26 protein-coding genes and 1 pseudogene are annotated in these 25,517 nt (G+C 46.7%); 8 read left to right on the top strand and 19 right to left on the bottom strand.

Annotated elements, in window-relative coordinates; genetic code table 11:
* Positions 1–149 precede the first annotated feature (149 nt).
* Positions 150–422, bottom strand: coding sequence for a hypothetical protein (locus tag L5M28_RS04040; RefSeq protein ID WP_263197505.1), 273 nt, complete (start codon positions 420–422; stop codon positions 150–152).
* A 693-nt stretch (positions 423–1,115) separates the two neighbouring features.
* Between L5M28_RS04040 and L5M28_RS04035 the strand changes: the two genes are divergently transcribed.
* Positions 1,116–2,939, top strand: coding sequence for a glycerophosphodiester phosphodiesterase (locus L5M28_RS04035; RefSeq protein ID WP_263202570.1), 1,824 nt, complete (start codon positions 1,116–1,118; stop codon positions 2,937–2,939).
* Positions 2,940–2,946: 7 nt separating this feature from the next.
* Here L5M28_RS04035 and L5M28_RS04030 read toward each other — a convergent pair whose 3' ends face one another.
* Entirely contained in the window at positions 2,947–3,378 is a 432-nt protein-coding gene (locus L5M28_RS04030; RefSeq protein ID WP_113941233.1) for a hypothetical protein, read from the bottom strand.
* Between the two features lie 381 nt (positions 3,379–3,759).
* Here L5M28_RS04030 and mtnC point away from each other — a divergent pair, with 381 nt between their 5' ends.
* A complete protein-coding gene (gene mtnC / locus L5M28_RS04025) occupies positions 3,760–4,440 on the top strand; it encodes an acireductone synthase (RefSeq protein ID WP_105253037.1) in 681 nt (226 codons plus the stop codon).
* Positions 4,441–4,529: 89 nt separating this feature from the next.
* On the opposite strand, the gene L5M28_RS04020 is transcribed toward mtnC, so the two are convergent.
* The 6 genes from L5M28_RS04020 to L5M28_RS03995 form a co-directional block, all read right to left on the bottom strand.
* On the bottom strand, positions 4,530–5,621 hold the full coding sequence (locus L5M28_RS04020; protein WP_263202569.1) for a hypothetical protein: 1,092 nt from the start codon (positions 5,619–5,621) through the stop codon (positions 4,530–4,532).
* A gap of 269 nt (positions 5,622–5,890) precedes the next feature.
* Positions 5,891–6,277: a carboxymuconolactone decarboxylase family protein gene (locus tag L5M28_RS04015; RefSeq protein WP_263142254.1), complete on the bottom strand. Its 387-nt coding sequence runs from the start codon at positions 6,275–6,277 to the stop codon at positions 5,891–5,893.
* Positions 6,278–6,486: 209 nt separating this feature from the next.
* Positions 6,487–6,843, bottom strand: a complete 357-nt coding sequence (locus L5M28_RS04010; protein ID WP_263202568.1) for a MerR family transcriptional regulator — start codon at positions 6,841–6,843, stop codon at positions 6,487–6,489.
* A 3-nt stretch (positions 6,844–6,846) separates the two neighbouring features.
* A complete protein-coding gene (locus tag L5M28_RS04005; RefSeq protein WP_263202567.1) occupies positions 6,847–7,242 on the bottom strand; it encodes a GFA family protein in 396 nt (131 codons plus the stop codon).
* Positions 7,243–7,268: 26 nt separating this feature from the next.
* Positions 7,269–7,847 (bottom strand): NAD(P)H-dependent oxidoreductase, encoded by a 579-nt coding sequence (locus L5M28_RS04000; RefSeq protein WP_263202565.1) that lies wholly within the window; start codon positions 7,845–7,847, stop codon positions 7,269–7,271.
* Between the two features lie 67 nt (positions 7,848–7,914).
* Positions 7,915–8,274 carry a MerR family transcriptional regulator gene (locus L5M28_RS03995; RefSeq protein WP_105250930.1) on the bottom strand — a complete coding sequence of 120 codons (360 nt, stop codon included), beginning with the start codon at positions 8,272–8,274 and terminating at the stop codon, positions 7,915–7,917.
* Between the two features lie 194 nt (positions 8,275–8,468).
* Between L5M28_RS03995 and L5M28_RS03990 the strand changes: the two genes are divergently transcribed.
* Both L5M28_RS03990 and L5M28_RS03985 read left to right on the top strand, forming a co-directional pair.
* Positions 8,469–8,897 carry an acyl-CoA thioesterase gene (locus L5M28_RS03990; RefSeq protein WP_105253036.1) on the top strand — a complete coding sequence of 143 codons (429 nt, stop codon included), beginning with the start codon at positions 8,469–8,471 and terminating at the stop codon, positions 8,895–8,897.
* A gap of 61 nt (positions 8,898–8,958) precedes the next feature.
* Positions 8,959–9,222 (top strand): GNAT family N-acetyltransferase, encoded by a 264-nt coding sequence (locus L5M28_RS03985; protein WP_263202563.1) that lies wholly within the window; start codon positions 8,959–8,961, stop codon positions 9,220–9,222.
* A gap of 21 nt (positions 9,223–9,243) precedes the next feature.
* Here L5M28_RS03985 and L5M28_RS03980 read toward each other — a convergent pair whose 3' ends face one another.
* The 7 genes from L5M28_RS03980 to L5M28_RS03950 all read right to left on the bottom strand — a co-directional run bounded on the left by L5M28_RS03980 (position 9,244) and on the right by L5M28_RS03950 (position 17,642).
* Positions 9,244–9,792: an HPP family protein gene (locus tag L5M28_RS03980; protein WP_198573880.1), complete on the bottom strand. Its 549-nt coding sequence runs from the start codon at positions 9,790–9,792 to the stop codon at positions 9,244–9,246.
* Positions 9,793–9,915: 123 nt separating this feature from the next.
* Complete coding sequence (locus L5M28_RS03975; protein WP_173497266.1) at positions 9,916–10,326, bottom strand: acyl-CoA thioesterase; 411 nt, start codon at positions 10,324–10,326, stop codon at positions 9,916–9,918.
* A 125-nt stretch (positions 10,327–10,451) separates the two neighbouring features.
* Positions 10,452–12,908, bottom strand: a complete 2,457-nt coding sequence (locus L5M28_RS03970) for a toxin-antitoxin system YwqK family antitoxin (RefSeq protein WP_263202561.1) — start codon at positions 12,906–12,908, stop codon at positions 10,452–10,454.
* Positions 12,909–13,050: 142 nt separating this feature from the next.
* Positions 13,051–14,859: an AMP-dependent synthetase/ligase gene (locus tag L5M28_RS03965; RefSeq protein WP_263169385.1), complete on the bottom strand. Its 1,809-nt coding sequence runs from the start codon at positions 14,857–14,859 to the stop codon at positions 13,051–13,053.
* Positions 14,860–15,051: 192 nt separating this feature from the next.
* On the bottom strand, positions 15,052–16,368 hold the full coding sequence (locus tag L5M28_RS03960) for an ABC transporter permease (protein ID WP_168826856.1): 1,317 nt from the start codon (positions 16,366–16,368) through the stop codon (positions 15,052–15,054).
* Positions 16,365–17,228, bottom strand: coding sequence for an ABC transporter ATP-binding protein (locus tag L5M28_RS03955; RefSeq protein ID WP_263197519.1), 864 nt, complete (start codon positions 17,226–17,228; stop codon positions 16,365–16,367). Before L5M28_RS03955 ends, L5M28_RS03960 begins: the two co-directional genes overlap by 4 nt.
* Before the next feature lie 42 nt (positions 17,229–17,270).
* Positions 17,271–17,642, bottom strand: a complete 372-nt coding sequence (locus L5M28_RS03950) for a GntR family transcriptional regulator (RefSeq protein WP_168826852.1) — start codon at positions 17,640–17,642, stop codon at positions 17,271–17,273.
* 93 nt (positions 17,643–17,735) lie between these two features.
* On the opposite strand from L5M28_RS03950, the gene L5M28_RS03945 reads away from it, so the two are divergent.
* The 4 genes and pseudogenes from L5M28_RS03945 (at position 17,736) to L5M28_RS03930 (ending at position 21,714) form a co-directional block, all read left to right on the top strand.
* The gene (locus tag L5M28_RS03945) at positions 17,736–19,376 is read left to right on the top strand and encodes an alpha/beta hydrolase (RefSeq protein WP_263202560.1); all 1,641 of its coding nucleotides are present in this window, start codon (positions 17,736–17,738) and stop codon (positions 19,374–19,376) included.
* 3 nt (positions 19,377–19,379) lie between these two features.
* Positions 19,380–20,114, top strand: coding sequence for an ATP-binding cassette domain-containing protein (locus L5M28_RS03940; RefSeq protein ID WP_219254690.1), 735 nt, complete (start codon positions 19,380–19,382; stop codon positions 20,112–20,114).
* Positions 20,115–20,208: 94 nt separating this feature from the next.
* Complete coding sequence (locus tag L5M28_RS03935) at positions 20,209–21,357, top strand: ABC transporter permease (protein ID WP_263179449.1); 1,149 nt, start codon at positions 20,209–20,211, stop codon at positions 21,355–21,357.
* A gap of 109 nt (positions 21,358–21,466) precedes the next feature.
* Positions 21,467–21,714: pseudogene (locus tag L5M28_RS03930) on the top strand (hypothetical protein).
* 71 nt (positions 21,715–21,785) lie between these two features.
* Here L5M28_RS03930 and mog read toward each other — a convergent pair.
* The 4 genes from mog to L5M28_RS03910 all read right to left on the bottom strand — a co-directional run bounded on the left by mog (position 21,786) and on the right by L5M28_RS03910 (position 25,456).
* Positions 21,786–22,319, bottom strand: coding sequence for a molybdopterin adenylyltransferase (mog, locus tag L5M28_RS03925; RefSeq protein WP_105250920.1), 534 nt, complete (start codon positions 22,317–22,319; stop codon positions 21,786–21,788).
* 318 nt (positions 22,320–22,637) lie between these two features.
* Complete coding sequence (locus tag L5M28_RS03920; protein ID WP_105250911.1) at positions 22,638–23,102, bottom strand: NlpC/P60 family protein; 465 nt, start codon at positions 23,100–23,102, stop codon at positions 22,638–22,640.
* 136 nt (positions 23,103–23,238) lie between these two features.
* Positions 23,239–23,976, bottom strand: coding sequence for a sulfite exporter TauE/SafE family protein (locus L5M28_RS03915; RefSeq protein WP_263202559.1), 738 nt, complete (start codon positions 23,974–23,976; stop codon positions 23,239–23,241).
* A gap of 235 nt (positions 23,977–24,211) precedes the next feature.
* On the bottom strand, positions 24,212–25,456 hold the full coding sequence (locus tag L5M28_RS03910; protein ID WP_173497262.1) for an MFS transporter: 1,245 nt from the start codon (positions 25,454–25,456) through the stop codon (positions 24,212–24,214).
* Positions 25,457–25,517 lie beyond the last annotated feature (61 nt).

Raw genomic sequence — 25,517 nt, 5'->3', positions numbered from 1 at the left:
AGATGGCTTGAATCAGTTCTTAATGAATTTGATTCATTTTAGGGTAAAAAAATGCCCTCCAATACCCGATAACAGGGCTTAAGGGCATGTTTTGGCGGTGTGATGAATCAGTCTGGGGTAGAGTAATTCACTGACATGAACCAGAAAACTTAGTGAATCAATCCGCCAGCTCTTGCGATCCCTACAATACCAATCAAAATCCAAAAACCATTGAGTAACGTGTAAGCGGCATCTTTGCGTAAAGCGGCACACCATGTTAGCAAAACAGCATCTATTGTGTTGAAAATCCAAACAAACATAAAAGGACTTTCAGGGCCAAGCCAACTGACAAGTGAGAAACTAAATATGCGCATTAGAACACCAACCATTTCAAAGGCCCGCATGTTTGCGTTCAAAAATGCATTAAATTTTTTATAAGACAATTTATTACTACTCTTTTATTTATAAGCAAATTCTTATCATGTAGAACTACATAAAAGAACGACTGTTACCAACGCAATCCCTTTGACACGGGTAAATTGCGTGAAATTTTAGTATGTAAACCAGACGAGGTAAATCTGATTCACGGATTTTAACGAGGCAAACATGTATACGCAGGTCTTACCTATATAAATCAGCAAGTTGATACCACATGACTTTGATTTTTATCCGCAAAAAATCAAAATGTTGAATAAGCAACAAAACATAGACAAGGCTTAATCTGCGATATCGTGCACTTCTGGGATAAGTAATTTATTTATAAAGTCGACTCACTAAAACATGTTAAATATCAAAATAAGAATAGGATAGAAGGTATCACTATTAGCACACTCACAGCCGAATATACCCAACCCAATGTTTAAAATAGAGAAAGATTGCGATACCAATAAAATTGGCGACGATACTAAATCGAGTGAACCAACTTAACGAGCTATCTATTATTACACTTTGAAGAAAGCTCAATGACAAACGACCCGACATAGGCGCAGCTCGGAAACTTGAAATAATCAGTGTATTTATTGCTTTATGGATAATAACAACTGACTCACCAGCTCAAAACATTACACGAATGACTAACCGTCAACCTGAAACGCTGCTAAATTACAGTCCTAAACTCGCACGATTAAGGAAGCTGCATGCTCAATCCTGAACACAGTTACTGGCATGACACGCTTAAAGCCATTCGTCGCTGCGGTAGAAAACTCATTGAATTTGAACTGTTATTCACCTTAGTGTCGGCGGGTATTATCGTCCCGTCTTTTGGCTGGCTACTGCGCCATCTGATTGCCCAAACGGGCAATGTCACCATAACCAATTATGACTTAATCGCTTTCGCCATGTCTCCCTATGGCTTGCTGTTTATGGTCATTACTCTATTCAGCAGCTTTACCGTGTTTTTTACCCAACGTGCTGGAGTCACGATTCTCGCAGCATCTGGCTTATACGATATTCCCATTGGCCCAGTGCGGGCGCTGATTTTCGCGACTGCGCGCTTACCCGTATTTATTCGCCTTGGTAGCATTTATGCGGCTTGCTTATTGCTGCTCAGCGTACCTTTTATCGGGTTAGGATATCTGATTTTCAGCGTGTTTCTACAGGGACACGACATCAATTACTACTTGTATTTCAAGCCTATAGACTGGTATCTCGCCTTAACGAGTATGGCGTTCTTAGCGATAATCTATGTCCTTGTTGCCTTATATCTGTGGGCCAAAGCGGCCTTTTCACTGACGATTATTGTGAGTGAAACGACCGATGCTTTGACGGCACTCAAACGCAGTTGGCAATTAAGCGCAGGCAATGAACGCCCGATTATGTGGCACGCTGCGGGTTGGTGGTTGAGGATAGGTGCTTTGGTGTATCCCTTAATGCTGCTGATCTCCTGGGGAGCCGATATTTTACTCGATAGGGTTACGCTGACACTTTCGGCAGAATTAGCCATATTGGCCCTCGTCTCTGCACTGATTTTTATGCTCAGCGCGGCATGGTCCTTACTCGGAATGTTTGGGGAAGCCTTTATCATATTGCTGTTATACCGCCAACTGGGAGAAAAACCCGCAGGGTTAGAACGCCTTGGGCGACAAACGGTAAAAAGAACGTCTGAACTGTCGATTTATACGATAAGCGGGGTGTTGATCGGCACTTTTTTAATCATGTTGGGGTTAGGGGTATATGCCCTCAATAGTGAACCACAAAGGGATGACATCCTGATTACTGCCCACCGTGCTGGCGCTGCTAGGGCACCAGAAAATACCCTTGCGGCTTTGCGTTTAGCGATTGCAGAAAAGGCGGATTATGCCGAAATCGATGTGCAAACGGCATCCGATGGCACCTTAATGGTATTGCACGATGCTGATTTAATGCGCATAGCGGGCGATTCTAGGCGAGTTGCCAACCTCAGTGCGAGTGAAATACAGCAACTCGATGCGGGGAGTTGGCACAGTGCCGCCTTTGCAGGTGAATCCGTACCAACACTACTAGAGATGCTTAATGAGGCACGCAACAAAATCGGTTTGAACATTGAGCTTAAATATAATCAAGCCGATCCCAGCTTGGCACAGGCCGTTGTCGCCTTATTGCAACAAGAGAAAATGACACAACAAGTCGTCATTACATCACTCGAAGCAAGAGCCATTGAAGAAGTGCAACGACTCGACCCTTCCATTCACACTGGCCTTATCGTCACTCAATCCATTGGCGATCCCATTAAGGCGAATACACAATTCTTAGCGGTCAATCAATCGATTACTAACGAAAAATTTATCGCCCGTGCACACAAAGGAGGTAAGCAAGTGCATGTATGGACAGTAAATAATCCACGGCAAATGCGGCGCATGTTGGCGCTGGGAGCCGATGTGCTCATTACCGACTATCCGCAAGAGGCCGTGGAAATCCGAGAACAGTGGCTCGCGTTATCCCCTGTTGAACAAACGGCACTGCGCCTACGCTATGTTCTGTAAATTCTGCTTATTTACTAAGCCTCGCCTCGAAACGCTTAGCTCTGCGTTGAAGCAACCAAAAGAGGCTTAACACCCCAAATGAAGCGGCTAAAGTGGTCAACGTTAGAGCAAAACCTTTGAATGAAAACAGGTTTAAAGTAAAACCATCTAATACCAGTACCGCCAAGCCAAGCGGCATTTGGATAAGCACAGCGGTAAACCAATCGAAGGGAAGTTTAGGAAAGATCCTGTGGTAAGCATAAAGCACTAAACCTGCAAGCAATATCAGCAAACTCGCATCATGAGCCGCCAATAAAAGATACTCCACACTGTTATGCGAGATGTGAGGCACCGCACTCAACATGTCCAACATATAACCTGCGCTGGCGACCAATGAGAAACTGATAAAACTCAATAAGGCTAATAGGATACCAAAGCCAAGTGCGGGTAAATATTTCATGTAAGGTCTCTCTATTCGCAGGTGAAATATGCTGTCTCGTCTCCCGAAAACCACAGCATGCAAGGTATAAAGGAGTAAAGAGACTTTAACTACAATAGCAGCCTAAATTTCCCTTAGCTATTAAGACCATAGTCTTATGTCTACCACAAACTTGTGCGCAATAAACGAGATGAAATCCAGTATCAAGTTAGTGTTTTCTCGGATAATCAGTGGATAAGCTTTTAAAATTACTAGATTAATCAAATTTCAATCTTATCGCTTAGTGATATCACCCACAATTTGCCCATGTGTTTGGGTGAAATAGACTAGCCAATTTCACCAATAACGCTTAGGATCGGAGTTGCATTTTTTAGCCAACATATTGTGGAGTATCAAAACATTATGGGTATCAGAGCCATAGTCGTAGACACAGCAGGCACCACGACAGACCTAAACTTTATCCAAGATGTACTATTCCCCTATTCTGTCAAAGCCTTGCCAGACTTTTTAGAACAGAACCAACACAATGTATTGGTTGAAAACTGTATTTGTGACACTAAAGATATCGCCCTAGAGCCCGAGGCTGACTTAGCGCGTGTAACTGAGATCCTGCAACAGTGGGTCAACGAAGACCGTAAAGCTACGCCACTTAAAACCTTACAAGGGTTAATTTGGAAACAAGGCTATGCCCATGGCGAATTTAAGGGCCATATCTTCCCGGACTTTATTGAAGCGGTGAAACGTTTTAGCGCACAAAATCTGCGTATTTACAGTTTTTCATCCGGCTCTGTCGACGCGCAAAAACTGTTGTTCGGCCACAGTGACGGCGGCGATTTAACTGAAATGTTTAACGGCCATTTCGACACCCGCACGGGCAACAAATTAGATAAGCAGGCTTACTGCAATATCCTCAACACTATCAGCTTAAGCCCCAAACAAGTGCTGTTTGTGTCTGATGTTATTGAAGAATTAAAGGCTGCTGACGCTGCGGGTATGATGACCTGCCAAATGGTTCGCGACAGCAAACAACGCACTGGCGAGTTCCGCAAAATCAGCAGCTTCGATGAGCTGCTGATTGAATAATGTGATGGTTGAATAACACGATAGTCAGCTCAAGCTGATTTAGCCGATAAAACGAAAGCGACCTTGTGGTCGCTTTTTTATTAATTGACTCAATTGCCCTTCACCGCCAACGGAAACGCGGCCGAGATACATTTTTCCACCTCAAAACGATAACCATAATCCGCATTCTTATCGGGTGTGATCAACAAAATCTCGTAATCATTTAATTCAATCACATTCGACTCGGCAGGCTTTTTACAACGCGAGCGGCCATTGGCTTCAAGTGAAAATGCGAACGTAGCTAGCCATTGCCGCACTAAGTACTGATATTGAGTTCGCACCGAGGCGTAGGCCTTTTTGCGCTCTTCCTCTTCCAGCTCGCCGTCATCATTACTATTCTCAGCCTTGCTCGATTTATCGCTTTCAGAATCAAGAGCAGTCTGAGTTAGCTCTACAATCGGTACCGTCAGCACATCGGTCGCATCCGGCAACCGTCCCGATTTAGGCTCGCGAGGCGCATGCTTAGCGGCTTCTTGGGGAGAGGTAATAAAGTTGCCAAATGAGGTTTCAATGCGCGTCTCTAAATCAATTAACAGGCTCAAGTGATACAAAACCACAGTCGCTAGCACGATACGGATCAAAAAAGTCGTTTTACGGAATGAAGTATGCGAGGTAAGCCGTAACGACTTGACACCCAAAGGTTTAAGCAAAAAAATTAATATTAAATAGATAGGAATAATCAACTGTAATGCCAGCAGCACGATAGCGCTCACCATCAAAAACCAAGCGGGCATATAGAGTAAAATCGCTAAGTTATGGGTGTAATTGAGATCGCTTGCTGAGACCCCGACCACTTCGTTAACTATCGCGCCAGACCAGCCCAAAGCAAAGTTGGCAATCATCGCATAAAACAGCAACAACACAGCTTTGCCCGCCAAACTGTGCCAAACCCGCTCGAACACAGGCCAAAACTCGATGGCCATAGCGATTACGGCAATCACAGCGACCAACCCCATTAACTCGCTACTAAAAGCCAATATCAAAGCAATAAGATACAGCTTTTGCGCAAAGGATAACTTAGCCACCCCTTGGATAAGACAGCGCCAAAATTTGCCCAAACCTAAACGGATTTCACTCAGTGATGGTAAGCTGAGCTTTCGCAAGTATTGGCGAGCCGACCCAATGTAACCTATTAAATTCATTATTATTTTATATTCCATTGAAATAGTAAGACGGGCAACATTTGCCACTGTAATGTGCCAAGCACAGTGATGGCAACTGTGCCACTCAATCTCGGTACATTGGTCACTTTGGCTATCTCTAGCCAAAGTCGAATGTTCTGTTTAGAGTCGAATGAAAGCTCTGCAACACCCCATCGCCCGTTTAAATCCAACTAAAATGAACTTGAGAGAGGAAATCAAAGCGGCCTTATGGTCACTTTTGCAAATCGATAAACCTGACTCAGGACTAACTAAACGACGCTTAACTCCCGCTCAGAAAATACGGTTTTAGCGACAAACATGCCATTAAGTGCAGCAGGAAAGCCAGCATAAACCGACATTTGCAATATCACCTCAACAATTTCCTGCGGCGTACAACCCACATTCAATGCGCCATTAATATGTACGTTTAACTGTGGCTGGCAATGCCCTAGCGCCGTGAGTGCGGCAACGGTCACTAGCTCCCGCGTCTTAAGATCGAGCCCTTCACGCTGATAAATATCCCCAAAAGGATATTCAATAATGTACTTGCCTAAGTCAGGGCAAATATCGGCAAGACTGCGTATGACTTTCTCCCCCGCCTCACCGTCGATTTCAGTCAGTTTAGCGAGGCCCTGCACATATCTTTGATTACTCATTTTTAGCTCCTGTTGGATTAAATCACAGCAAGCAGCCTAAACCTTAGAGTTAACTCTAAGTCAATGGTTCATTGATGGATGACACAGGCAATGCGGATCAGTAAAACTAACCCTCTGTTTAACTCGCCGACTAGAGGCACAAGCAAGCAAATAGAAAAGTAAATAATATTAGCTTTTTAGCATTTAACTACAAATGTTAGCGACTGAGCTTAGCCACTAAAATGAGTTTGGTAATAGTGAATTTTTTGCTTAAGGGCAGCCAAATGCTCCTGCTCTTGGCGAATACACTCAGCCAATTGTGTTGCATGTTGCTCGAGCAACTGCTGTCGCTGGCCAGCGGTTGCATCGCCTTGGACACGCAACTCGGCATAGGTCAATATCTGCTTTAACGGCATGCCCGTTTCTTTTAAGCGATTGATAAACCCAATCCATTCCGCTTCTTTCGCCGCATAATCACGATGCCCGCTGCCATTTCGCACGACAGACTGCAGTAGGCCAATTTTCTCGTAATATCTGAGCGTATGCGCCGACAGCCCTGTGAGTGCAGCAAACTGACCTATGTTCATAATCTAACGATCCGCAGGATGGTTAACGCCATCATTCGTGGGCACATTTTCGAGATCGAATGGATTGACCCCTTCGAGGCAACCAATGTTGTAACCATACTCATGGGGATTGGAACGCCGCTGGTGATGGGTGTAAATACCGCAGATAGAGCAGAAGTAGTGTTTGGCAGTTTTGGTATTGAATTCATAGAGTTTCAGCGCATCCTCCCCCTTGAGGATCTTAATCCCCGCCAGCGGCACAGAGCCAACCATTGCGCCCTTACGGCGACAGATAGAGCAATCGCAACGGCGTGGATTTTCGATGCCATTAGACAATGACAGCTCCAATACCACGGCACCGCAATGGCAGGACGCTCTGTGTTTTGGCTGAATAAGAGTATTGCCCACTTGTTTAATCACACCCCACTCCTTGTGTCGCCTAGATTCTATAAACCTAAATTCCCCAGCCGCTGCACCAACGCTCGCCATTGTTGCAATTGCGGCTCCTTAGCACTCATCACTGGTCCCAACATATTGGACTTAGCCCGCTTAAAACCACTAAATACTAAGGTGGCGGTATCAAGCTGTTTGAGCGCGGGAGCGCCTTGAAACCACTTGTAATACCAAGGCGGCGTGTCCATAGTCATGATAATTCGCGAGGTTTTATGGCGCAGCAACTTAGCGGGTATCAATTTACCTTTCTCATATTGAAATGCAAACCCAGATAAAAATGTCCTATCGATTAAGCCTTTAAACTTAGCAGGAATACCGCCCCACCAAATCGGGGTGACAATCACCACATGCTCCGCCCACTGGATATTCGCTTGAAACGTCTGCAAATCGGCTTCGAGTGGCTGAGGTTGACGATAACCATAGCTCAAATTCGGGTCAAAATTCAGCTCAGCTAGTTTGACGATTCTCACTGAGTGTTTATCTGCCGCCGCTTGGGCATAGGTTTCAGCCAGATGCTCACAAAAACTCTGCGCCTTAGGATTACCACAGATCACTAAAATCTTTTTTGCCACGATGAAACTCCATAACAGTCAATGTGACAAATAGCATAAACTCTGCCCCTAAGGGGAGAGTCAAGACCTAAGGTAACAGCTGCGACTCACAGGAGGTGAGCCCATCAATACAGGCATCTAACTGAGTGACTTTATGTTCTAACTCACTTATCTGGCGTAAAAAATCCGCTTTTATACCCAACAAAAAAGCCTGCACTGTGGCTAACTGAGCATGCTTATCGCCTTGTTCGAGTAAATCTTTTAGTTGGACAAGCTTAATGCCGAGGGCTTTGGCCTCTTTGATCAGCAACAACAGCCTAATATCCGCCGCACTATAAATACGATAACGCCCCTGACGTGCGGGAGTGTCGATTAGCCCCCACTCCTCATACAAGCGAATCGCTTTTATCGACAGCCCAGTTTGCTTTGCCGCTTGTCCAATATACATAGCTCAACCTAACCCTTTAAAGACATTACTCATATCGGCATTGCTTGCCATTATCAGCCACAGTATCAGCTTAGGCCAAGACTTGTCGCAGCAATCTTATGCTGCTAGTCTGGCCGCTTAAACGAGCGTTTTAACTTGGGATTTTTATCATGGGATTTAAACAACAGTTGCAAGAAGGTGTACAAGAACAGGCAATGGAAAAGTTTCTCGCACAGCACCCTATCGTTACCCAAATCCCCGTTGCTTGGGGCGAAATGGATGCCTTGCAGCATGTTAATAATGTGGTGTATTTCCGCTATTTTGAAACGGCACGTATCGACTTTTTCAATCGCCTCTTCCCGCTAGATACCCTGTATAAATCCGGCATTGGCCCCGTAATCAGCGAAAATCAGGCTCGCTATAAACGCCCAGTGACTTTCCCCGATACTTTATTGGTAAGTGTCAGCATTAGCGATATTCACAGCGATAGATTTACCATGCATTATCAGGCTTTTAGTAAACAGCAGCAGGCAGTAACCACCTTAGGCACTTCAGTCGCGGTGATGTTTAACTTTAAAACGGGCAAAAAAGCCGAGTTACCGGCAGAACTGCTGGCGATTCTCAAACAACACGAAGTCGCTTAAGCTATTCAAATCAATAACGAATTGCCAGCACACTTTAGGCCATACCTTGAGGGAAGCATGTATGCCAGATAACGAAAATATCGAGATCGCCATTGAACATCAACAGGATAGACAGCGTTTTATTATCCCTGTCGACGGCTATGAAGCCGTGTTGGAATACCGATTATCAGGCAAGGATATCGATTTTAGCCGCACCTTTGTCCCCAACGAACTGCGCGGTAAAGGCCTTGCCGAACGCTTAGTGCGCCACGGCTTAAAGTGGGCTAAAGGCCAAGACTTTACTATCCAAGCCAGCTGCTGGTATGTGCAGAAGTTTTTGAAATAGGCAGATTTAAGAACAAGTTCGCTAAATCCAATAAACAGGGTAATGGCGCTTGGGATCGGTGGAGAGGTTATTGACCACCAGCGCGACCAGTAAGAGTAATACTGAGCCGAGGAACACTGGCATTAACGCGTAAAGAAAGCCGAGTTGATGCACGTTTTCACCGCCAATCACGGCAATCAATGCCGTTGCGCCGCCCGGTGGATGAAGAGTGCGAGTCAGGTACATGAATGCGATAGACAGGGATACCGCTAAGGCGCTCGACAGCACCACATAATCGCCACACACTTGGTACACTGCGACCCCAATTAAGGCCGATAACACACTGCCACCAATCAAGTTACGCGGCTGAGAAAACTCCGCCAGCGGTGCACCGTACACTAGCACAGCCGACGCGCCGAACGAGCCAATGACAAACATAGTGTCGACAAGGTTTTCACTCATATAATTTGCGAGACTCGCAACCAAGTAAATGCCACAGAAAGCCCCAACCCATGACCACACAATCTTTTTAAGTGGCTGTCTTGGTGGACAAATGTCCTTCGATCGCATGCGGGTAAAATAGAATCTCATGGTTAATCCGAACCGATAAAAATTAAGCGATACAGACAAGTGATCTGCATCACAGTTAGCGGGTCGACAAATTAACCCTTCAGCAGCGCAATTGCAATTACGCTGACCGAAAGAGTAAGCAGACTAAGCGCTTTCACCACTCAGATTAGCGAGCATTTCGCGGATATCTTCAGGAATCGGGCGGCTTTTTTCACTGCTGTAATCGTAATGTACGAGTGTGGTTTTCACTTCGGCGGTCTTGTTACCCGCTTGCCAACAGGTTTGGGTCAGCTCGAAACTGCTATTACCAATACGGCTGACATAGGTTTTTACTGTGACACTCTTGCCATAGTAAGTCGGCGCGATAAATGCCACGGTAAACCCCGCTACGATTAAGTTCCACTGATGTAAATCCAGCTCAGGATTAAAAATCTCAAAGATTGGCGTGCGCGCCGCTTCGCACCATACGGGGATAACAGTGTTGTTGATATGACCTAGGCCGTCGGTTTCAGTAAATCTTGGATTGATTTCGAGACTGTATTCTGTGGCTGACATGCAAACTTCCTTTTTATTATTTTATGAATGGAAGAGCGTGGTGATTATCGCAATGAAACCAACCACCAAACTCATCCATTATCCTAAGCCAAACAGGTTCTAGCCACTAGCCCAAACCTAGCATTTTAAAACTGACAACTCGCCGTTTCTGGGGTTTGCTTGCCGTTAGCATCGTACTTTTTAAGGCATCCAGCCTTACCCATATCATACATTTTCTCGTATTCTAACTTGCCATTTTTATAAGACTTATACACCCCATGAGTTTTTGGGTTCTCTAAGTGATAAATCTTACGGCCCTTAGTGATATGTGAGTAATCGGCAAAACCCGGCTCTTCGGAATAGATAACACCGTTAATGTAGCGCTTGTGGATCACATGCTGTTCATCGATACGCAGCATTTCATTCGCTATCTTGCCATTCATGTCGTAACACACTTTATCCACGGCATAATTGCTATCGAGGTCTTCAATACAACTCACTGCACCATTATCAAAGTACTCGCGCTGTATACCGCAGCGCGCAATGGCGTTATCCCAGAAATAAGGTTCACCGTTCCAGGTTTCGCCTTCTTGCTGGCAGTAGTTCCACAGGCTTCTTAATTGCCCATTAGGATAGAAACTGTAATGGGGGCCAGAGACACGGTTATTCACTTGGTGACCATATCGGGAGAGTGAGTAACCACCATCAGTGGAATAACTGATACTTGGGCCGTATTCCTTACCCGCTTTGTACGTTTTTAAATTTAATAAACGGCCATTGGAATCAAACTGATATTCTTTATCTACAGCGCCATTGGTGTAATAAGCCAATTTATACAAGGAGCCGCTGCTATGATATTCGCGCTGCTCACCGTGTTTTATCGATGAAATTTCTTCATTTTTACCATTAATCACCCCTTCACAATCATCTGAGTAGGGATTCTCACGCATAATACATTCATCGTGCGAAGGCTTAAGCGTCACCGCTTCATTGAATTTATAACTCGTTAGTTCAGTCAGCTCACCGTTCTGGGGATTAAAGCGCATTTGCTGACCATCCAACTCTCCTTGGCGGTAGTTAGCGATATCCACCACGACATTCGGACTTGAATACCAAATACTCTGACCATTAAGGCGACCCTGCTCATAATGACGGGTATTAAACATCAGATTATTTTTGTCGAATGATTTAGACTCTCCTTGACGTAAGCCATTGACATAGTTCACTTCGGTACGAGTCCCATCTTCGGCTTTAAATGCCCAAAGGCCAGTGCGTTTTCCTGCAAGATAGGCGCCTTCACCTACTTGATCACGGAAATGTCCGCTCGTCACTTTATCGACCCAAGCGCCTTGCTTCACACCCTTTTGATATTGGCCTTTGCTGCCATCAGCCTCAAGCCACTCGCCATCTTTTACGCCATTAAGATAAATACCTTTTGCCACTAATCGCTTATCGCCTTCTGCACTGGAGTCATAATCGGGCTCATAGACTTCGTAGGGGCCGTCGAGCACATCCTGATTGTAATGGGCAAAACCAAAGTTATCGGCCTCATCGAACATCGACTGTGCAATCCATTTACCTTGCTTTTTACCGTCAAGATATTCGCCTTCCCAATAAATGGCTTGGTTCTCTGTCTCCATCCACTTACCGACTTTTTTGCCCTGTTTGTAGTTACCAGAGTAAACCACGCTACCATTGCGACCATCGTAGGCTGCATACGGGCCATCAAGCACGCCTTGGGCATAATGACTTTCACTGGCAAGCCCTGCCCAAGTGCTCGCCATGCTCATACTCATAAAATCGTAGGATGGGCCAGTTTTAGGGATCACGGCACCACCACTTTTAAGCCAATCAAAGTCATCGGCCTCAAAGGCCACGCTCACCAATACAAAACTGCCATCTTCTTCACTATATCCACTGCGATCAAAGGTGGTCACAAGGCTATATTGATGCTCATTACCTTGGGCATCTTTATCTTTACGAGTGAGTGGATAACGTAATTTATATTCGACGGCTGTCTTCACATCGACGGGTGAACCTTCGGAATTACGATAACCCACTAAGGTCGGCTTGAGCTTAGTAGAACCATCGACAATCGCTTTAATGGCGGGATCTTCAATCGCGTCAACATCATAGGTCATACGATATTGTTGCGGCGGAATTTGGCTTAACACTTTACGAACGCTACCCACGGTAAACGAGGTTAAGGTTGGTGCGACTTCATCGAGCACAACCTGTAGACGGGGAAGTTTTGTGAGATCATCCCCTTCAAAACCATAGCCCCGTAAATGCTGACCATCGGCATCTTTAAGCATGACAACCACTTCTTTGGTGCCACCTTTATCAAAATCGAGGTAAAAAACCGCAACCACTTCAGCAGAACCATAATCATCAAGACGCACGCCGGGCGCATCGCCATAGAGCATTTCGCCCCACACTTTATGATCTTTTTGATAGAAATTGAGCCATTGCCCGTTAGGCAAGTCCACTGGGCCATGGACGATTTTGTCGTAATCCTCAGCGTCAGCTGCAGGAATGACAGTTAAAGAAGATAACAACACCGCACTCACTGCAGCGAATAAACTACGAATCGAAAGTTCCATTTAACTACACCTTTTATACCGACGCCTCGCGCCTCATGCGCACCAGTAAACGGGGCGAATTTTAAGCGAAGAAAAGCACTTCAGGAAGTAGTAGATAAAAAAAAGGCCGCTTCTGCGGCCTTTAGCAACAACAACTTAACAATTAGTTGTTGTACATAGCATTTATTTCATGGGCGTATTTATGGTAAATCATCTTGCGGCGCAGCTTGAGCGTTGGGGTGATTAAACCCGCTTCCATCGAAAACGCTTCAGGCAACAGAGTGAACTTTTTAATCTGTTCAAAACCGGCCAACTCATGCTGTAACTGCTTTAAGCGTTGCTCAAAATGCTCAACCACATGACTATGGCGCAGCAATTCTAAAGGTGACTCATACTTCAGCCCTTTGTCCTTCGCCCACGCTTCAAGTGACTCAAACGCAGGCACAATCAAAGCAGTCACATAATTACGCGCATCGGCAATAATAGCCACTTGCTCGATAAAAGGACAACAGCCCACGGCGCCCTCAACCCTTTGCGGCGCGATATATTTACCGTTGGAGGTCTTCATCAATTCTTTAATACGATCGGTAATAAATAAATTGCCGTTCGCATCGAAACGCCCTGCATCGCCGGTTTTTAACCAACCATCCTCAAACGCAGCGGCGGTATCTTCAGGACGATTGTAATAGCCGCGCATCACAGTAGCGCCGCGGACTAAAATCTCATCATCCTTACCTAGCTTGATTTCGGTTTCCAGCAAAGGTTGTCCATTGGAACCTGGCACTCGATTACCTAAGGTATTGCAGGTCACAGTCGCGTTAGTTTCTGTCATACCGTATCCACAAAGTACTGGAATATTAATCGCATGGAAAAAACTACCGACATTCACATCTAAGGCTGCGCCACCGCAAGGCATAAACTTCAAACGGCCACCGAGCACGGCTTGCAGCTTGCTATACACCAGCTTGTGCGCCAAACGCCATTGCAGCGACAACCACAATCCGCCCTTAGCACGACCTTGGCCAACTTCGAACTGACGTTGGCCGACGCGCATCGCCCAAGCAAACAACTTCTTACGACCGTCGGCTGATTTGGCGACTTTATCTTGTACGGCGCTATACACTTTTTCGAGGAAACGCGGCACCACACACAAGGTATGTGGACGCACGGCGCTAATCGCCTCTTTCACTCTTTGGGTATTTTGCAGATAGACGTTATGACCGCCACGGCACAAGACGTAGAAACTCCAACTGCGCTCAAATACATGGCTCAATGGCAAAAATGCCAAAGACACATCGCCAGAATGGAAGGCCAGTTTTTGATCGTGCTGGCGTATGGTAGACGCCATATTACGGTAATCCAGCATCACGCCCTTAGGATCGCCCGTCGTGCCGGAGGTATAAATTAAGGTCAGTAAATCATCGAGATTTGCAGCGTGTAAACGCTGATGAAGCTCGGCTTCTTGCTCAATGTTTAACTGAGTGTCACCCGCCAATAGGGTATCTAGATGCCAATGCTGATTGGCCTTATCGGCAGCGAGTGTCACGCTGGCATCGAATACAATCACATGCTCTAGGCTTGGGCATAAGGCTTGCAACTCACACGCCATGGCGTATTGCTTAGCATCGTCGACAAAAATCACTTTAGCGGTGGCGTCGTTAACGATAAAGCTAGCCTGTTCGACGGTACTGGTGGGATAAATTGGCACCACAACGGCGCGAGTTTTGAGAGTGCCGACATCGGCACAAGTCCACTGCGGGCAGTTTTGCGCCAGAATAACGCAACGGTCTTGCACTTGTACGCCAAGTTCGATCAACACTTGTGCAATTTTACTGCTGATTTGGTCGAAGGCTTGCCAACTCACCTGATACCAAGGAGCGGCCATTTCAAAACCTTCCAGCGCTACTGCGTCTTTTAAAGACTCGCTCTGCTGCTGTAATAGTCGAATAACATGATATTGATCGAGAGACATAAGAGACTCACCTTTTTAGCTTACAAGTGTACCGCTTTTGCAGCATTCTACCTGAAGGCCAAATAAAAACTAAGAGTTTTTGCTCTAATGTTGTGCAAATGTCGCCCAAATCACGCTGTAAATAGGCTTTAGCGGCGTACCACTCTTAGTTTCACTTACTTGTCAGGGCGAACAAAATTTAATCTCAGAACGTCAACATGACCTCATAACATCGCCCTTCCAGAGGGTTCTCTTGCCCCAAATCAGCACCGCTTGCCCCAGCAGTATTAAGAGTAGATCCCATAGCAACCAATTAGTTAAATTGCCGCCATCACGTAAAGAGGTAAGGCTGATAGACACCCACAGGGAATGCCCCGCGACGACCATCATAGTGAGCGTGATATGCAAAACTCGGCGACACATACAGCCAAAACCTAACGTCAAGGCGCAGGCCCAGTAAGTGCTGAGCACCAGATGACCCACTAACTGCATATTCAGATCACCATTGAGCCAGCCCAACAGCAGACTACACGCCAGCATAATGCCGACGACCACATTCAGGAGTCTTTGCTGTCCAAGGCAAAATGCCGCTATGAATCCTTTTCGACCATCAAACCCTGGCATCAACAATAAGGTTTCTGTCGAGCGCGAGCGTTGCACTCGGCTCCAATGCACCAGCGAACAACTAATCACACTGAACTGCGCCAAAAACAATAATACAGGGATATTCAAATGAAATTGATGCGACAACAGCCCAAGCACTAAGCAGACTACGGGCAATAGCAGCAGTAAAATCGTCAACATAGGGCCAATAAAAAAATTGGTGGGATGCAAATAACGCTCGAAGCGACTCAAGATACGCATGGATTGCAGATTCGGCAGCCAAAACCACCCCATTTCGAGACCATTGAGATATACCGTCCTCGCCTCAGCGCGCCAAGGTAAAATACGGCATGCACGCGCAATCAGCATACCTAAAATCAGCAGGGCAATAGCACTTAGCCAAAGGGGAATGTGCTCTACAATCAATGGGATAAATGGCATTAAGACAAAAAGTAAAAACGAAGCATAAAACCACTGAGTACTGAGTAAACAAAGCCAAATAAAAGTTAAACTCATCACCAAAGCCAGCACTAAGCTCGCTAGGCTAGCCGTCAAACCTAAAGCTAAACAGAACAAGACTCCTATGCCAAAAACGCTAGCTAAAACAGTGACACTTTGAATGTAGATATGGCGACGATAATGGGGAATTAACTGTGCGCATTCATTCGCCATCAGACGTATGAGTTGCCATGCAACCGCCGCCGAGCTTGAGATAATCCCCATAGAAAATAACAGTTCAGCACTATCATTTTTACCATAAACTGCGGCGATACAAGCTAAGATCACCCCCAGTATAGCCATACCTAAAAAGCTCACACTGCCGATATCAAAACACCAAAAGCGCAGCATGCCCTTGAAAGGATTCATTCGTGGACTCGTTCTTTCGCCCTTCGCGACTTGTATCTGCTTATGGTGCGCCACACTCATCTGTGTAGCTCCATAAACAGTTGCTCCAAGTTTAAAGCTTCATTCTTTAACACACCTGATATTGACGCGCTGTGCTCACCTAAATCCACCAGCACCGAATCGCCAACACGGCTCAGCACTGTAATGGACTCAGGCAACACAGTTTCGGGCACGAGAGTGAGTAAGCGCACTTCTTCACGCAGGGCATCGATTTCCTTAAACAGCACTAACTCACCCTGTTTAATCAATGCCACATGGCTGGCAACTCGCTCTAGATCTGAGGTGATATGGGATGAAAACAGCACGGCAGAGCCAGATTCAAGGGCGAGATCGAACAAATCGACCATAAATTTGCGCCGGACTATAGGGTCGAGGCTGGCAACGGGTTCATCGAGGATTAACAACTCAGGGCGATAGGCCATCGCCATAATCAAGGCTAGCGACTGCCTTTGCCCAACCGATAAACGCTGCACCTGTTGGGTCACATCTAACTCGAAACGTACCAACCAATCTTGCTCTAATTGCATGTCCCAATTGGGATAAAAGCTGCGGTGTAAATCGAGGGCGCGTTCAATGGTAAAACCTTCATAACCAAAAGGTTGCTGCGGTACATAACCTAAACGCTCCTTTGCCTTTGAAGTTAAGTTTTCGGGCGTTTCGCCTAAGGTAACAATACTGCCAGAATCCGGTGTGAGCACACCCAAGGCGCAGCGCATTAGGGTCGATTTACCCGCCCCATTTTGCCCCAATAACCCCACTACCATACCCGCCGACAAAGTTAACGATAAATCCTTAAGCGCCCACTTTTCACCCACGCCTTTGCCACGAAAGATTTTATTCACTCGGTTAAATTCAAGTATTGGCGTGCGCTCTTGGTCCATCGAATTTCATCCTTTTTATGCTATTTATCGGTACATTACTTTCTAATCTTGCCAGCGCTCATTTAGCAGTTGCAGCAACTCGGGCAAGCTGACACCTAACTGCTTTGCCTGCGACAACAGGGCATCGAGCTGGGGTTCGAGCAGACTAATACCCGATGCCATAGTCTCAGTTCGCAACGCAACTTTTGTCGCTTGGCCGCGGCGACGTTCGAGCCAACCTTGGTCAACCAGCTGTTGAATGGCGCGGGAAACTGTCATGGGATTTACCGCTAAATGCTCGGCAATCTGGCGCACTGAGGGTAATACGTCTTCCACTTGCAGTTGACCGCCCACAATTAAACGCACGACTTGTTCGTGTAATTGTTTGTAAATGGGTTCACCACTGCTGGGGTTGACATTTAAAAGTTCTAACATTAGCCTTTACACACTGTATTAATACATTGATACACCGATACACTGGTATTTAAATTAACACACTCGTCCTGAAATGCAAAAAGGAAAGCGCGCATGATACATAGCATGACACACAGGAAGTTAAGCAACACAGTTCAACGCCTTGTGCCAACTCAGCCACGCCATGGTGCGACTAGTGCCACATGGCACACGCGTACTTTGAGAATGAGCGCCCTCATACTGGCAATGGCAAGTACGGCGACGTGGGCGAGTGATGTTAAAAGCCAAGAGACACAAGCGACGGCAGATATAGCTAGGAACATGGCGAATGACACCGACACTTGTTATGTGGAAGGCGTATCCGATCGTCTAAACTGCGGTTTTGTGACTGTGCCAGAAAACCCTAACAAACCCGATGGCAAACAGATCCAAGTGCATTACGTTGTTTTGCCTGCGGTGAAAAATGCCAATCATGAAGAAGCCTTGCTGGCGATTGCAGGCGGCCCAGGACAATCGGCCATAGAGAACGCGGCAGGTTTCGATGCCATGCTGAGCAAAGTCCGCCAACAGCGGGATATTTTACTGATCGATCAAAGGGGCACAGGCCGTTCGAATGTGCTGGCCTGCGATGAAGGTGCTCAATCTCCACTGTCCTTCGATGACGATAATGTCGATACCTTAGCCGAAACGCAAAAATGCTTAGCCAAAATTGATGCCGACGTGACCCAATATGGCAGCCTCAATGCGATTAAAGACTTCGAAGCCGTACGTGCGCACTTAGGCTATAAAAAACTGCATATTTACGGCATCTCCTACGGCACTCGCATGGCGCAACTTTACATGCGTTTATATCCAGAGCACTTAGCCACAGTGACCTTAGACGGCATAGTGCCCATGCAGCAAAGCGTATTAGAAATTGGCTCGGCAATTGATCGTGGCTTCGACTTATTGTTTAAGGATTGCCAAGCAACCGCCGCCTGTAACAGTCAATTCCCCGAGTTAAAAGCGGACTTTGAGCGAATCGACGCTAAGCTCGCCACAGGCCCTGTGATGGAAAACGTTTACGATCCCGTCACGGGCGAAAAAACCATGTTAACCATGACGCGCGGTAAATTCTCTGGCTCGATCCGTATGGCGCTGTATCAAGCCAATGTGCGCGCCCTCTTGCCCCATGCGATTCATCAAGCATCGAAAAACAACTTCCAACCCATACTCGGCCTATATGCCCTCACTATCGACAATGCTGGCATGGCGATGGGCATGCACGCATCTGTGGTCTGTGGCGAAGATATGCACCGCATTACCCCAACCATGCGCGAGCAGGCCAAAAAATCCTTTATGGGCAGAACCATGCTCGAAGGCTTAGAGGCGACTTGTTCAGTATGGAAAGTCCCTGCGGTCGATGACAGCTTTAGCGAGCCCATTAACAGCAACATTCCGACCTTGTTGTTATCCGGCGAAATCGACCCCGCCACCCCACCAAGCTGGGGCGAGTTAGCCATGGAAAAACTCACCAATGCCAAACACTTTGTCGCTCCTTATGCGACCCACGGTGTGGCCTATCAATCCTGCGCCAATAACCTGATTGCCGATCTCGTCCGCTCAGGCTCAGTCAACAATCTCGACGGCGAGTGCTTAAACAAAGATGTGCGCCGCAGCTTTTATTTAAATGCCAGCTCGGTGGAACCGCTTAATACGACCAGCACAAAAACCACGACAACAGATGATCACGCCAGCACTGGAGCTAAGGAATAAGCCATGATTAAAGTATCCCATCTTTCCAAACGCATCGGTGACGTGCAGGCGCTGAATGACTTAAGTTTCGTCGCACAAAACGGCCAAATCACAGGACTACTCGGCCCGAACGGGGCAGGTAAAACGACCTGTTTACGCACGATTTTTGGCCTGCTGAAACCCGATAACGGCAAGGCTGAAATCGAAGGCATAGATGTCGCCATCGACCCTATTGGCGCTAAGCAGCAACTCGGGCTATTCCCCGACCCTTTTGGTCTGTATGAACGCTTAACACCAAGGGAATACATTCGCTATTTTGCCGAGCTAAGCGGCTTATCATCCAAGGACGCCAAAGAGGCCACCAGCCAAGTGATTGCGAAATTGCGCCTCGAAGACATTAGCGATCGCCGCTGCAAAGGCTTTTCCCAAGGACAAAGAATGAAAACCGCCCTCGCACAGGCAATCGTCCACAGCCCGAGCAATATTATCCTCGACGAGCCGACCCGTGGGCTGGATGTGATGAGCACTCGCCTACTGCGTGACATTCTTATCGATCTTAAAAATCAAGGACATTGCGTGCTGTTCTCGAGCCATGTGATGCAAGAAGTCGCCGCACTGTGTGACCAAGTGATCGTCATGGCCCAAGGCAGAGTCGTCGCCATTGGTAGCCCAACAGAGCTTTGCATTCAAACAGGCAAAGACTCGCTCGAAGAAGCCTTTATTCAACTGATCGGCACGGATGAAGGGATAGCGGCATGATGACTCAGCAAAGATTACGCCCGCAGGTTTTAACCTTTAAGACCTTGATATATAAAAGCGTGGCATTTAAGAACATGGTTAAGGGAATGACAGCATGAATAAAATAATCGCTATGGTTCGTAAAGAACTCATCGATGCCGCCCGCGATAAGCGCTCTGTGATGGCGGGTCTCTACTACGCCATAGGCACGCCGCTGATCATGTGCGGCCTATTTATGGTGTTAATTGGCCAGCTAACCAGTCCTGATGATTTGAAAATCACCATTAAAAATCCCGATAAAGCACCGGATTTAGTAAGATTTTTATCAAATAAGGGCATCACTCAAGGCGCAGCCGATGGCTCTGACGCCAAAGACCTTAAAGCAATAGAACTGATCATCAGCACCGACTATGCCGCGCAAATGAACCAAGGCAAAAGCGCCGAAATCACTATCGTGGCCGATAATTCAGAGGAGAAACTGCAGAACTCGATTCGCAGACTCGAGAAACAACTGCAGGCCTACAGCGCTGAAATGGGCAGTTTACGTTTAATTGCCCGCGGTATCGACCCGCGCGTGGTGCAGCCACTCAAGGTGAATGTGCAAGACAAAGCCACCACAGACTCTAAGGGTGGGATGATCTTAGGTATCGCCATTTTCACTATGATTTACTCGGTATTTATCTCGGGGATGAACCTAGCTATCGACACCAGTGCCGGTGAGCGCGAACGCAACTCCTTGGCGCTGCTATTGAGCCATCCGCTGACCACTCGCCAATTAGTGCTATCAAAAATAATTGCGGTAAGCCTGTTCGCTTTGCTCGGTTTAGTGCTGATCTTGCTGGTGTCTAAAATCGCCTACGCCTTTGTGCCATGGCAGGAATTAGGCTTTAGCGTCAACATCACCACGGAATTTATGGCACTGATGTTAGTGGTCGGCATCCCCGTCGCGTTAATGGCCGCTTGTCTGCAACTGTTTGTGTCTTTTATGGCGAAAACCTTTAAGGAGGCTCAGTCCTATCTGACTATGGTGCTATTTGTGCCCTTAGCCCTGTCGATGGCCGCCAGTTACAACATAGCGCCAGATATGCTGCAGTGGTTGCCCGTCTCGGGTCAGCAACAGGCATTAATGGACTTTATCAAAGGTAAAGACTTGCCCATGTTGCAGTTACTGGTTTCGACCTTAGGCACACTCGCCATTGCGGTATTGCTCGCCTTTGGCATGGAAAGGTCGCTCAAGAGTGAAAAAGTGATCTTCGGTTTATAGGGCGCTTCGATTGATAAACTTGGGGACGATAAACTTAAACCGACAAACTTGAGGAGCGATAACTAAGTCGCTCCCAAGTTGAAAACCTCAATAGCTACGGGAGTTTGTTATGGAAAACGAATTTGTCTTAATAGTGATTATGGTCACCTTCATTATTGGCCTCAGCGCCACTAAATGTTTAAACACTATCTAAAGGCGCGCCAATTTGGAGTAGGCGCCGCAGACGATAGCCATCTTAAGGATAAAGTGACTCAACTCAGCCTACAAAACCAAGCACTGTTCGAGCGAGTACAAGTACTTGAAAAAATCGTGACAGAGCCAGAGTACGAGCTAAAGCAACAGATTAATCAGTTATGAGCCCTAAACGAACAAAACAATAAGGCCACTGAATTTCAGTGGCCTTATTGTTTTACAAGCTAGATAGAAGCTTACTTAGCCTTAGGCCTGAATGCTTTGATAACCGACTCATTGCACTCTAAATACGGGCCTTCCATCAAGTCGATACAGTAAGGAATGGCGGGGAACACGGCATCTAAACATTCGCGAATCGATTTTGGCTTGCCGGGTAAATTCACAATCAAAGAATCGCCACGCAAACCTGCGGTTTGGCGCGATAAAATGGCAGTGGGGACAAATTTCAATGACTCGGCGCGCATCAACTCGCCAAAGCCTGGCATCATGCGATCGCAGACGGCTTCAGTGGCTTCTGGGGTAACATCGCGTTTCGCAGGTCCTGTGCCACCCGTGGTGACAATTAAACAGCAATCCTGCTCGTCAGCCATTTTGATCAGCGTCGCTTCAATCACATCCTGCTCATCGGGGATCACTTGATAAATCGGCTCCCACTCGCTGGTGAGATAGTCGTTGAGCGTGTCGATAATCGCCTTGCCTGAGATATCTTCATAAATTCCCGCGCTGGCGCGATCGCTGACCGTCACAATACCGATTTTTGCTTTGCTCATAGGAAATCCCCAATGATGTTGAAATGAAACATGCCGAAGTGAAAATTGTCGACATCAAGCATGGAAGAAGCCGCGACAGCTTCGACCTTAAGCCGCAGCTAAAATAGCATAAATGCTCGGAAAAGGGGGCGACTAAAACGTGATGAAGTTCGCGCAACACCGTTTAGACACTCGGAATTTAAAAATTGTTCATTGATGACAAACGCCTTCCCCAAAGCAAAGCAGCATTGGGCCGATAAAAACATGCCATAAAGGGAGATTAGCTCAGGCACTCACACTGCAAGTTGAGCCATTCAAAAGATAAAAACGATCAAAGGGCTAAATCCGCCGTGCATTCCAATACTTAGACGCCCAATAACTGTTATGCAGGCTCGAAATCTTCACCCCTTGGCTAGTGGAAACGTGGAGAAAATTGTCGCCTCCTACATAAATGCCGACATGATGTGTGCTCCAGCCCGTCTTGAAAAATACCAAGTCACCCTTGCGCAGTTGGTTTCTCGGCACGGGTTTACCTAAGGCTTGTTGCTCTTCGACTGTGCGCGGTAAAGTCATACCCAACATCTTCTGATAGGCGACAGACACAAAAGCCGAGCAATCTATGCCACGCTTAGTGCCACCACCAAGGCGATAAGGTACTCCACGCCACTCAGAATGCAGTTCGGAGATATTGCTATCATTCCAAACTGTGGCGGGTTCAACTTGCTTTACCACAGGCTTAGGTTCTGGCGCGCTAGCACAAGCGCCAAGGCCTAAGGCTAAGATAACTATCAGTAATCGTTTCATAGCTTCAAACTCATTGCAGGCAGATTTCACAGTAACGTAATTTTGAGTTTTTATCAGGTAAATTCAGGGCGGCTGGGGATCAAAACGCCCCAACACCCGCGCACTCTAGCAGACTAATATAACCTAAAGCTTAAAACTATAACGCCGTCCACAATAAACGCACACCCACCAGCACCATTAAAATCAAGATGATGCGTTTAAATAACCTATCGTCAATTTTATCTTGAATGAACAAACCTAACTTTACCCCTAACCATGCCAGCGGCACCAATAACAGAGAAACGATAATATTCTCTTGGTTGATCTGCCCAAGCAAACTGTAAGGAACAAGTTTAACCAGATTCACCACCGCAAAAAACACCACGGCAGTGGCTAAAAACTCTGCCTTGGCCAAGCGCAACGGCAACAAATAAGCGTTGAGTGGCGGCCCGCCCGCATGGGCAACAAAGCTCGTAAAGCCAGCGGTTAAGCCACACAAGCGCCCAACCAAAGGTGAAGGTAATGCTTGAGTTTTATCCCCAAGGATCAAACCATACAAACCAAAACCTAAGGACACACAGCCTAGAATCGCCCGTAAGTAATCTTCGTTTAATCGATCGAACAACCAATAGGCTATGACTATGCCCACAATCGCCGCGGGTAAGAGGATCCATAAATGACGCGAATTATGTTGCCCCCACCATGATCGTACACTTAAAAAATCCATATAAATCAGCAGTGGTAACATGACTGCCGCCGCTGTAGCAGGGCTAATTGCCAGCGCCAATAGCGGGACAGTTAACCCGCCCACGCCACCCGCAAAACCGGATTTAGAAATCCCCGTAATCAATACTGCGGGTATTGCCACCAACCAAAAAAGAGGGTCCGTTAACATCAACACATCCTGAATAACGCCTTAAGGCTATCAAGTTACCTGTTGTTGGTGTGATAAAAAAGAGGCTGCAATTAGCTAACATCAAAAGTGTAATCACATAGATAAGTCAGCGAGCCTAAACGTGAGTAACAACCTCGCCCATAAAATACGGGATAAAAAGTAAAAAATCCGCAGCCATTTGGCTGCGGATTTTTTGTGTTAGCTTTTGGCTAAAGAGGAAAAGCTTAGCTTACGCCTATGCAGATTCGGCCGTCATATTCACTAAGCGAGGCGTACTCTTAGTCGCTTTCTTAGCTGACGCAGGAGTTTTGGGCTCTGGCATACGAATGGTTAATGACATGACTAACGCCACCACCAGTAGCACTAAAATCACGTTAAATGTTGCAATAAACCCACCAAATAACGAGGCGACAATCGAACCGATAATACTGCCGATACCGAAACCTAAGTAGATAACGCCATAGTTTTTAGTCAGGTTATTCAGGCCGAAGAAGTCGCTCACCAATGATGGATAAACAGTGATAGTACCGCCAAAACTAAAGGCAACGCAGGCAACCGCAACGAAGAACAGGTTAGCATTCAAAGGAATAAACAACAGTAACACCATACCGACTAAGGTGATGATCTGCGCCAGTGAAATAACCCGAATGCGGGGGATTTTGTCCGACAGAATACCCAGCACTAAACGACCACTGAGGTTCGCCATAGCAATCACAGCAACAGCATTGGCGGCGACCAGTACAGGCAAGTCGACCATCTTCTCACCGATATCTTTAGCCACACCAATCACATACAAACCACTCATACAGGCCGACAGGAACATCAGCGCCAGCATCCAGTATTGCGGCTTACGCATGGCTTCAGCGAGGGTGAAGTCGCGACTTTCGGCTTGCTGACTTGCGGCTGATTGTGCAGGCGCATCTTTCATCAACATACCGCCACACAAGACCAACGCCATGGCGATCAGCCCCCACAGTTGGAAGGTGGTTTCAAGGCCAGTGTTTTCGAGTAACAGCACGTTAATGTATTTAAATCCGAGGCTACCTAGACCATAAGCACCAATCGCTAACGCCGAAATCAGCCCTTTGCGTTCAGGGAACCACTTCACGCAGTTAGACAAGGTCATCAAGTAGCCAGTGCCATCGGCAAAGCCCACTAAAATCCCTGCGCACAGGTAAAGCATCATCAAGTTACTGGCTTGAGCAGTGAGTAAGAAGCCAACGCCGAGTAACAGGCCTGCGCCTAAGGTGACATTACGTACGCCAAAGCGTTCCTGTAATTTGCCCGCCATGGAAGATGCCACGGCCAAAGACAAACTCAGCAAACCAAACACAAATGCCACTTGGCTGACGGGTTCGTCGAGCTTAACGGCCAACTGCGCATTGAACAGGCTCCAAGTGTAAACTGAGCCGAGTGCAAACTGGGTGATAATAGTACCAACTAAGGTCAGGTACCGAGTACGGTTCATCTCTTTAGTCATGATGCATCTCGCTTTAGGGGATCAGGAATTGAGTCCACTATAAGAGAGATGCGATTCGCGC

Source organism: Shewanella sp. SW32 (assembly GCF_025653365.1).
GTDB classification, from domain to species: domain Bacteria; phylum Pseudomonadota; class Gammaproteobacteria; order Enterobacterales; family Shewanellaceae; genus Shewanella; species Shewanella oncorhynchi.
This window is presented reverse-complemented; position numbering and strand designations above follow the sequence as displayed.

Coding starts and splice junctions, on each gene's coding strand:
- L5M28_RS04035 (WP_263202570.1), top strand. CDS start 1,116: ATGCTCAATCCTGAACACAGTTACTGGCATGACACGCTTAAAGCCATT.
- L5M28_RS04030 (WP_113941233.1), bottom strand. CDS start 3,378: ATGAAATATTTACCCGCACTTGGCTTTGGTATCCTATTAGCCTTATTG.
- mtnC (WP_105253037.1), top strand. CDS start 3,760: ATGGGTATCAGAGCCATAGTCGTAGACACAGCAGGCACCACGACAGAC.
- L5M28_RS04020 (WP_263202569.1), bottom strand. CDS start 5,621: ATGAATTTAATAGGTTACATTGGGTCGGCTCGCCAATACTTGCGAAAG.
- L5M28_RS04015 (WP_263142254.1), bottom strand. CDS start 6,277: ATGAGTAATCAAAGATATGTGCAGGGCCTCGCTAAACTGACTGAAATC.
- L5M28_RS04010 (WP_263202568.1), bottom strand. CDS start 6,843: ATGAACATAGGTCAGTTTGCTGCACTCACAGGGCTGTCGGCGCATACG.
- L5M28_RS03995 (WP_105250930.1), bottom strand. CDS start 8,274: ATGTATATTGGACAAGCGGCAAAGCAAACTGGGCTGTCGATAAAAGCG.
- L5M28_RS03990 (WP_105253036.1), top strand. CDS start 8,469: ATGGAAAAGTTTCTCGCACAGCACCCTATCGTTACCCAAATCCCCGTT.
- L5M28_RS03985 (WP_263202563.1), top strand. CDS start 8,959: ATGCCAGATAACGAAAATATCGAGATCGCCATTGAACATCAACAGGAT.
- L5M28_RS03980 (WP_198573880.1), bottom strand. CDS start 9,792: ATGAGATTCTATTTTACCCGCATGCGATCGAAGGACATTTGTCCACCA.
- L5M28_RS03975 (WP_173497266.1), bottom strand. CDS start 10,326: ATGTCAGCCACAGAATACAGTCTCGAAATCAATCCAAGATTTACTGAA.
- L5M28_RS03970 (WP_263202561.1), bottom strand. CDS start 12,908: ATGGAACTTTCGATTCGTAGTTTATTCGCTGCAGTGAGTGCGGTGTTG.
- L5M28_RS03965 (WP_263169385.1), bottom strand. CDS start 14,859: ATGTCTCTCGATCAATATCATGTTATTCGACTATTACAGCAGCAGAGC.
- L5M28_RS03960 (WP_168826856.1), bottom strand. CDS start 16,368: ATGAGTGTGGCGCACCATAAGCAGATACAAGTCGCGAAGGGCGAAAGA.
- L5M28_RS03955 (WP_263197519.1), bottom strand. CDS start 17,228: ATGGACCAAGAGCGCACGCCAATACTTGAATTTAACCGAGTGAATAAA.
- L5M28_RS03950 (WP_168826852.1), bottom strand. CDS start 17,642: ATGTTAGAACTTTTAAATGTCAACCCCAGCAGTGGTGAACCCATTTAC.
- L5M28_RS03945 (WP_263202560.1), top strand. CDS start 17,736: ATGATACATAGCATGACACACAGGAAGTTAAGCAACACAGTTCAACGC.
- L5M28_RS03940 (WP_219254690.1), top strand. CDS start 19,380: ATGATTAAAGTATCCCATCTTTCCAAACGCATCGGTGACGTGCAGGCG.
- L5M28_RS03935 (WP_263179449.1), top strand. CDS start 20,209: ATGAATAAAATAATCGCTATGGTTCGTAAAGAACTCATCGATGCCGCC.
- mog (WP_105250920.1), bottom strand. CDS start 22,319: ATGAGCAAAGCAAAAATCGGTATTGTGACGGTCAGCGATCGCGCCAGC.
- L5M28_RS03920 (WP_105250911.1), bottom strand. CDS start 23,102: ATGAAACGATTACTGATAGTTATCTTAGCCTTAGGCCTTGGCGCTTGT.
- L5M28_RS03915 (WP_263202559.1), bottom strand. CDS start 23,976: ATGTTAACGGACCCTCTTTTTTGGTTGGTGGCAATACCCGCAGTATTG.
- L5M28_RS03910 (WP_173497262.1), bottom strand. CDS start 25,456: ATGACTAAAGAGATGAACCGTACTCGGTACCTGACCTTAGTTGGTACT.